The 9,164-nt window shown below is 40.2% G+C and carries 4 protein-coding genes; 3 read left to right on the top strand and 1 reads right to left on the bottom strand.

Annotated elements, in window-relative coordinates; genetic code table 11:
- Positions 1-123: 123 nt before the first annotated feature.
- Positions 124-693, bottom strand: coding sequence for a hypothetical protein (locus HF312_20795; GenBank protein ID MCU7522661.1), 570 nt, complete (start codon positions 691-693; stop codon positions 124-126).
- A 1,192-nt stretch (positions 694-1,885) separates the two neighbouring features.
- On the opposite strand from HF312_20795, the gene HF312_20790 reads away from it, so the two are divergent.
- The 3 genes from HF312_20790 (at position 1,886) to HF312_20780 (ending at position 8,971) form a co-directional block, all read left to right on the top strand.
- Positions 1,886-3,193, top strand: a complete 1,308-nt coding sequence (locus HF312_20790) for a hypothetical protein (GenBank protein MCU7522660.1) — start codon at positions 1,886-1,888, stop codon at positions 3,191-3,193.
- Positions 3,194-3,283: 90 nt separating this feature from the next.
- Positions 3,284-7,750, top strand: a complete 4,467-nt coding sequence (locus HF312_20785) for a S8 family serine peptidase (protein ID MCU7522659.1) — start codon at positions 3,284-3,286, stop codon at positions 7,748-7,750.
- Positions 7,751-8,113: 363 nt separating this feature from the next.
- Entirely contained in the window at positions 8,114-8,971 is an 858-nt protein-coding gene (locus HF312_20780; protein MCU7522658.1) for a DDE-type integrase/transposase/recombinase, read from the top strand.
- Positions 8,972-9,164 lie beyond the last annotated feature (193 nt).

The raw sequence follows: 9,164 nt of genomic DNA, 5'->3' as shown, positions 1-9,164 counted from the left end.
TAGTTCTATTAGGATTGTCAGTTGCAATGCGAGCAGCCTATCTTTTTTAAGAAGAAATAAATGTTTTTATATGTTTGTATCAAACTGGACAGATTTTAGATTCTATTGAACAACGCAAAATAATTAATCATAACTTCTATAAACAACAACTTTGGCTGTTTTCTTCGAAAATGCTATTTGCCTGTTGTTTTCTTCTCCGACCAGGTAATAAAATCCAATTGCAGTGGTATCTGAGGCAATATCATTCCATATTTTTTTATCTGATTCTTCAGGATCAAAAGCTTCGCCTTTATCAACTGCAGGAGAAAAAAAGTTCTCATCAATAAAGAATTTGTTCATCCGTTCTAAAATATAATCGCATGAATCCTTATGTGTAATTTTATTCACATTATCTGCAACCAGGCCGTATCCAATCAAATCAATACTTGGAAACTTTTCTTTGTAGATGATCTTACTGTTTTTGGTTATTATTTGGAAAGTAATTACTCCATTTAAGGTATCTTTTCCATTAAGGGTTATTTGAAACAGGTCCTCATATTTCTCCGAACTGAAAATATGCATCTTTGTTGCCGTATACAGAATGCTGCTATCTTGCTTTGTCTGTGCATTGACGGATTCTAATAAAGCTGTCATTAATATAATAGTAAATAGCAAATAACTATATAGATTATGCTTAATATACCTCTTATTCATATGTTCTTTTCCTGCTGGAAAGTATTAGGTAAATATTGACTCAAATACTGATCCTTGAAAAATAAACAAATTCAGTGTTTGTCAGAAGGATTTTTTCCGCTCTGTAGCAAATACAAAAGACAAATTTAATGATGTACAAATCGGGATAATTGTTAATGGCATTTAGTATTTATTCTGAATACTTTTTCAGAAAAATTGTTTAACTATTCTAGATCAATTATGATCATCCTGCTATGACCGATGGTGCAGGAACAGCCTGTACGATCATACATGTGCTTCCGCAGATCTCTGCGTTGAGAGGGAGGCGTCCAGACTTCACCCGCTTGGCAGCCGATAATATATTTAATGAAATTGTTGAGAAATTAAGCTGAATTTTGAGTGGTTAGATATGGCCTACGGATGGACAATTTCCCAATTTCTCAAAAACCAGTGTCCAGAAAGTGTCCAGGACTATTTTTATTATCTGTTTTTTTTGGAATATTGGGACTTTTTCAGACAGCATAAAATGAAAAAAGCCCAAAATCAAACGATTTCGGGCTTTCTTTCTAAGTGCGGAGAGACAGGGAATCTCCTGATGTTCCAAAATGTTTCGTATTTAGCTTGTTTTCGCAACATTTAAAAATGCAGTGACTAAATTGTGACCAAGAGGTTTTAAATATTTTTCAGGCCTCTTTTTGCCTGTATTTAAGCTTTTCAAGGCCGGATGTGGTCGTATCGAGCTAGCTCTTACCAGCAATTGTCAGAACAGTCTATTAAAGATCCTATCTCTTAAATTCAAAATCTTATTTATCATCTGCGGTAATTATGCCAACAGATGGATCAATATACATAAACTCGTCTCTGCAAATATAATATGCATGCTGCCTTATTCCAAATGGAAAAATGAATCCTGACCAATAAAATCAATATTAAAACGAGGACTGAATTTTGGTCAGTAACAGGGGACAATTGGATAACCCCTCTACCCGGTGACACTCAGGGTTACATTGCTTATGAGTCAACTCGATACTTTGTGGCATTACTTCTATTGCTTGACATAGTGACATAAAAAACTTATTTTGGTCCGGAGAGAATAAAAAGAGGTAAATTGGAACAGATAGAAATCCCGCATTTTTTGATAATTCATCTTTGTGATTCCTTTCATTAAATGGATGTCCAATAGTTGCAAATACTAAATCCCGGATGAAATAAAATGAAAAAAGCTCTCATATTCCTGGCCCTTGCATTTAGTGTTTTATCTTTAAGCTGTGAAACTACAGAACCCTCAATAGACAAGACAAGACTTAGCCTTACTTCCCTCGATGCATCAGTTTCAGAAGTTTTTCTTAAGCTTCAGGTTCAAAACCCCAGACCAAATGAAAAGATTGAGCTGAAGAGAAACGGAATTACCGTGATGAGTTTTAACTCAAATCGGGATACCATTCTGGTGGATACCTCGCTTACAGAAAATACGGCATACACCTACAGCATATCTGCCATGGAAGGTGGGAAAGTAACCTCCTTGGGGGGAAGTATAAGTGTAAGCACACTCATTCCGACTGGCCATGACTTTGAGTTTCAGACCTTCCTTTACGGCAATGCCGATCCAAGTGTGCTGACAGATGTAGCCATCATAGATGAGAACAATATATGGGCTGTAGGCGAGATAAACATGAAGGATTCACTCGGGAACGTGATATTCAAGCCCTTCAATGCCGTTCACTTTGACGGGAAGGAATGGAAGATGATAAACATCCCTACAATAGACAGGACATACACGAGCTACTGGTCGGATCATCTTGAAGCCATATACGCCCTTGATGAAAACGACATCTGGGTTACAACGGGTGGTCAGATGGTGCATTTTGACGGTAAAAGCTGGGGAAAGTGGCAGCATCTTGCTGAAGATTTATATGATACGAAAATTGGTTCTATAAGAAAGATCTGGATCAATAAGGATCATGAGGCCTATGCTGTTGGCGAAAGGGAGAACGTCTGGCATTATTCAGGTTCAGGAAAGTGGAAACAGCTTGCAACAGAAGGCAAATATACATTGTTCGACATCTGGGGCATAAGGACCCCTTCAGGAGAGGACAAGATAATATGTTCAGGAGCCAACCCGCCAAGCTCAAGCTCCCTCTTTGAGATTAAGGGCGACAAGGTCACCCCCATCTACAGGACATCCGATAAGGTACTTATCTCAACATGGTTTATCAATCCATACAATATTTACTCAAGTGGAACAAGTGTATTTGCATATAAAGCCTGTAAAATGGAAACTGTTTTTGATGATCCTTACTATTTCTTCAAGTCAGTCAGGGGTGCAGGCAGTAACGACATTATGGTGTCCGGCAGTCCAGGATTCGTAGCCCATTACAGTGGTAAAGATGTAAAATATTTTGCTCTGGATGATAGAGATGCTTATATCAGCATGGCGTACAATAATGGAGTAGTTGTGATGGTGGGCAGACGCGGCGAGAAGGCAGTACTTACAATAGGAAAAAGAAGTTCCAGTATGTGACCTTTGTCTGGAAAATAGAATTTTCAGAGATCACATCTGGAAACTTATAAAACAGGCGGCTCTACACATTCACAAAACCGGAGGAGTATAATGAAAGTACTGAAGCTTCTTTTCCCTATTCTCTTTCTCATTCAACTGCAAGTAACTGCTCAGGAAATTTCTGCAGAAATGCGGCAAAGGGAAAAACAGCAGTTTTTAAGTCTTACCGACACACTCAAGCTTAGAAAACTAGCCAATGAATTTTCCGGTAAAAGCAGGAATGATCTGAATCACGCCAGAAAGTTAGCCAAAGAAAATGGGATCCCGTTAATTATTAAACTGCCTAATGGAAATACAATGCTCTTGCATGGTATCAAAAACGGAAGGCCAGTTTTTCTGATCTCAAGGAATGAAATTGCGGCTAAAACCATATCAACCAACAAGGTGCAACCAGGGGGCGCTTTAGGCTACAATCTGGATGGTTATGGAATAAGGATTGGTCTATGGGAAGCTGGTGGTGCTCCATATCCTCATTATTCATTCAGGGAAGGCTATAATGGCATTTACCACTTTAATTTTGTTGATTCTACCGGTGCTCGTCCGGACTCACACGCCACACATGTTGCAGGAACAATTGTAGCTGATGATGATTATCCCGCAGCAAAGGGTATGGCTCCTAAATCATTCCTAGATGCATATGATGCAAATCATGACTTAGCGGAGATGGCAAATGCCAATATGACGGATCCCAGGGTTTATTTATCAAATCATTCGTATGGAATAGAAGCGGGATGGACGAGTTTGGGCAATGGTAAGTGGTTATGGAATACTGATGATAGCCAGTCAACTGACCTTGCTTTTAAAACATATGACGATAGGGCCTGGCAGTTGGATCAGTTAGTAAACACCGCACCTTTATATACTGTTGTCTGGGCAGCAGGCAACGAAAGAGGTCAAGGGCCGGATAAGCTGGAGAACTGCTATTACTGGGTAAATAATAAACTGACTGCCTGCACAACTCTACATCCCAAGAATGGAGCATCGGATAAAGGCTACTATACTATGTCTTCTGAAACCCATGCAAAAAATATCATAACAGTTGGAGCGGTTGACGATATTCCCAATGGATATACAGCACCTTCTGATGTAAAACAGATTACGACATCTTTCAGCAGCTGGGGCCCATCGGCTGACGGAAGAATTAAGCCGGATATTGTAGCCAACGGTGAAAATTTATGTTCTACCGGATTTATATGGGATCGGGGCCTGAGACAGGATGCCTTTATCACGATGAGCGGAACGTCCATGGCAGCCCCCAGTGTAACGGGATCTATTGCCCTGCTGCTTCAGCTTTATAAAAATACACATAATGGAGATTATCCCCGTGCGTCAACCGTAAAATCAATTGTTATCCATACAGCAGATGAAGCAGGTGGAAGTGAAGGACCGGATTATAAGTATGGCTGGGGACTTATGAATACGTCTAAAGCCGCACAGCTCATTCAACTCGATCAGATAAAACCAAATACAATCCAGGAAGTTTTGCTTTCGAACGGACAGACATACAGCCTTAAACTTTTCAGCAGAGGAAAAGGGCCTATAAAAGTTACAATTGCATGGACCGATCCGGCTCCAGCTAACCTTCAGTCCGATGTTCTTGTAAACGATCTTGACCTTAGAATTAAGGACGAAAAAAACACTATGTATTCCCCATGGGTACTTAATCCGGGAATTCCTGAGAATCCGGCCTCAAAGGGAGATAATACAAGAGATAACGTAGAACAGATTTTAATTAATGCCCCGGCAGCAGGTTATTATACCGTTACTGTCAACCACAAAAGAACCTTAAGTGCCACACAGCTTTTTTCAATTGTTATTGAAGGCGATTCGGAACCAGGATGTGATGTTTCAATTAAACAGCTAGACGAAGCAGGTTTAGCTTTCGGTGAAGCCTCTTATTGGACGTCAGCGGGCACGTGGCAGAATGTTTCCCCAGCCAATACTGTAAGTTTTGCTATTGGAGTACAAAAGTTTTTGGCTAGTAGAGACTTTAAGCCTTTGACGACTCAGAAATTTAATTATTGGGTAGACAACCCAAGTAATGTGCAACGGTTTAGAAATTGGGATACTGTATCGGTATTTGCCAAAACAAAAGAAGTTATTGCACAGTTTAAGTCAGCATATAATGTTACAATTTCAAATAACTTTGCAGAATTTCCATCAAAACCTGGCGGCATAAATGACTCACTGTGGTTTAAGGACCCTTGGCTTACTGATTATGATGAACAGCCATACGGACTTAGAAACCAGGGACTGCAGGCTTCATTCAAAAGAGTGTCTTCACCTTTCAACCCTAAAGCAGAAACTGGAGATACCTATAAAGGAGTATTCTTAAACCAAATGAATAATGCGGATAATGCATTTTATTCATTGCGCGCACAAAAATCATACAGTGCAAATTTGTCCCTAACCGGGAAAACTCATACTTTTTATTTTCAAAACTGGTCCAGTAATGGCACTGATCCCTTAAACCAGAATATAGTAGCAGGCAATTTTTATGAATCTCCTGTCGTATTCAGAAATGGAAATGCAGTAATTCAGGCAAACTACAAAGGGACACAGCTCTCTAACTCCTCAACCGCATTCTCCAACACGAGCCAGCGGAAATTCATCCGTACTCCTGACGGAAGCCTTCATATGGTTTATGAGAGCATGGGCCTGGTCTGGTATGAAAGAAGCTCGGACGGGGGTAGTACATGGGTACTCATGAATAACGGAAAGCCTCTTAGCACAAAGCCCTCAAAATCCCCTTCAATCGACTACTGCGGAAACTCTGCAGAAGGTGCAATAGGTATTGTATTTCAGGAGGATGATAATATTCTTGGCAGGAAAATAAAGTATTATCCTGTCAGCTACTCTAATGGCATCTATAGTTCTTTCACCCTTCAGGACATTGACTATGTGGAAGAACAGGACAATAGCTCATTCGATGCCATGCCAGTAATTGCCTTTGGATCTACAAGCCCCTACTTTCTGGTAGTGTGGAAAGATATGGACGGCCTAATGACGAAGTATTTTAACGGAAATAACTCCATTTTAATCCAGCCTTTAAGCTCGACTTCACTGATTTCATCAGTTACGGATGCAACCTCAGCACATCCGTTCCTTGTTAGCAACAGGCTCGGCAATACAATATTCCACCTTGCCTGGGATGAGAATACCTCCTCGACAACAGGCACCATAAGGTACTGTAAACTAAGTGCCGGAACAACAGTGGATGTTGTGGGAGGCAGCTATAATTCAAATGTCTCCTCGGGAAGCGGCTTTGCCAAGAATTCTATGCCTGGAATGATCGCGGCCTTAGACAATACAGTCAGGATGTCGTGGCTTGGAGCAACAACATATGGAAAGAAATCTGCACTATTCCGCGGAATGATTGGTGACGGATCCTGGAACTCAAGATTCTGGAGCTTTGGATACGGAGTTACTTCTCAATGTATAAACATGGGAAGTGACGCATATTACATTCTTTTTTGCGATTACACTTCCGGGAGCTATAGAAACCAGTTTACAGACAGCCGTACGCTTTCAAATATCTATACCCTGAATACTACAGGAAAGGATATCCAGTTGAACAATGGTGCAGGAGAAACTTCAAGAACAATGTACGCCATGTCATTTTCTTCACAGGGGAGTCTTCCATACACCTTTACCAGGTCAACAAATTCCATCGGGAGCTATTACGGCCTCTATAAGGGGAATTCCATTGAGACTTCCGGTAGAATGGTTGTCCTTAAGAAAGACAGCCTCGCAGAGTATTATTTTTCACTTCAGGACATATCTTTAGACGGAAAGCCCGTCAAATTCATGGAGGTAAGTGACACTATTAGAATCAAGGATATAAGCAGCCTGAATAAGTACATGATAACCGAGCCTTTTACACTTACCGACAACTCAAAGTTCTTATTCAACCTGAACTATGGCGTAACGGATTCATCAAAAGGGCTGAGAGCTCTGGGAAAAGAAGGAAACATTTCCTATAGTGTTGATCTCCTGGATGAAGAAGGAAAAGTTCTTCAGAACCTTAATCTAATCAGCTTTTCAAAAGCCCTGTTCTTTAAGAATAAGCAGAGCTCTTTTCAGGTAAATATGAAAGGAATTGGAAATAAGAATGTCAGAATGAGGCTTAATACTGATGTGAATTTCAATGCTGAATGTTTTCTTGTCGACAGCCACAGCCTGCCTGATGAGAATGGCCGCATGTACAAAGCAGCAGAAACAGAAATGATTAACTATAGCGGCGAGAAAGTTATTAAGGAATACGCCATTAGCCGTAACTACCCCAATCCATTCAACCCATCTACAGTCATAGATTATCAGGTTCCAAAGACATCAAAGGTCACACTCAAGATCTTTGATATGCTTGGGAAGGAAGTCACGACTCTTGTAAATGAGGTAAAGGAGATGGGACGCTACTCGGTCAAGTTTGACGCATCTGTGCTTCCGAGCGGTACTTATATCTATGAGATAAGAGCTAATGATTTCGTTAAAAGCGGCAAGATGCTTCTCCTGAAGTAATTTGTCTTTAGAGAAATGACTCAAGGCAGGGGCTGATAATAAGAGCCTCTGCCTTTATATTTTGTATTATTCATTTATTTCGCATTCATATAAAACACCAGCACCTGTTCAAAACCTCGCCCATGCGAATTTAGCTAAATTTTGCATTAATCTAAAGCTTTCTTTCCTTATCTTTGCCGGGTAATTATCAACAAATAACCGGACCCGATGCTAAAATCCCTGTTACTATTCCTTCTGAATTCCTTCAAAACCAAGATTCAGCTAAAACTTGAGAACGTAATTCTTAGAAAACAAATAGAAATCCTTCAGAGAACAAATCCGAAGCTACAAATAAAAAGAAGAGACCGGCTAGTCTTCAGTATAATGAAAGATCTTCTGTCTAACTGGAAAGATAAAATCTTTATCGTTAGACCAGAAACGGTAATCAAGTGGCACAGGACTGCTTTCAGGTCCTACTGGAGAAGAAAAAGCAGGCACAAAGACGGAAGACCAAAGATCGACAGGGGAGTGATTGATCTTATAAGACAGATTGCAAATGATAATCCTCTCTGGGGTGTGCCACGGATTCATGGAGAACTAAAGAAGCTTGGATTTAATATTTCTCAGTCAACAGTTCAGAGATACATCCCTAAAAGAAACGGAAGGACAACAGGGCAGAGGTGGAAAACATTCCTGAAAAACCACTCAAAGGAAATCATCTCAATTGACTTTCTTACCGTACCTACAATTAACTTCAAACTTGTTCATGTTCTTGTCGTAATTGAGCATAATAGAAGAAAGATCATTCACTTCAATGTTACAAAGAACCCGACAGCAGAGTGGACACTTCAGCAGATAAGAAATATGCTCTTCAGCTTTGATACACCAAAGTACTTAATAAGAGATCGTGATTCCAGATATGGCAGTGTCTTTACAAATGGAGTAAAGAATCTTGGAATTAAGCAGATCGTAACATCCTACCGCTCACCCTGGCAGAACGGCTATGTGGAACGGGTAATAGGAAGTATAAAGAGGGAATGCCTGGATCATGTGATTATTTTGAATGAAGACCATCTTCGCTCCCTACTTTCTGATTACCTGTCCTATTACAATAAGTCCCGGACTCACCTTGGGATCAACAAGGATTCTCCTGAAGGAAGGCCGGTTCAGATTGCTGGAAAGATCGAGAAAATTCCTGCTGTGAACGGGCTTCACCACATCTACTTCAGACAAGCTGCTTAACTAACTGAATTTGTTTTGTTTAAAATTTATCCTGAATGGAAAGGGGATTACTATGTTCATTACTCCACAATTAAGGCGTTTTTGGAAAAATGCCGGCTGAGTTGCTTGATGGAAAAAGGCAGAATATGCTTTATTGATTAAGGTCTAGTCGTGATTTCGATAAAATTTCAGCTCAGATGGAGTTTTGAATAGC

The sequence above is a fragment of the Ignavibacteria bacterium genome, from assembly GCA_025612375.1.
Classification (GTDB): Bacteria; Bacteroidota; Ignavibacteria; order Ignavibacteriales; family SURF-24; genus JAAXKN01.
Note: the sequence above shows the minus strand (reverse complement) of the source record. Positions and strands in the feature narration are given on the sequence as shown.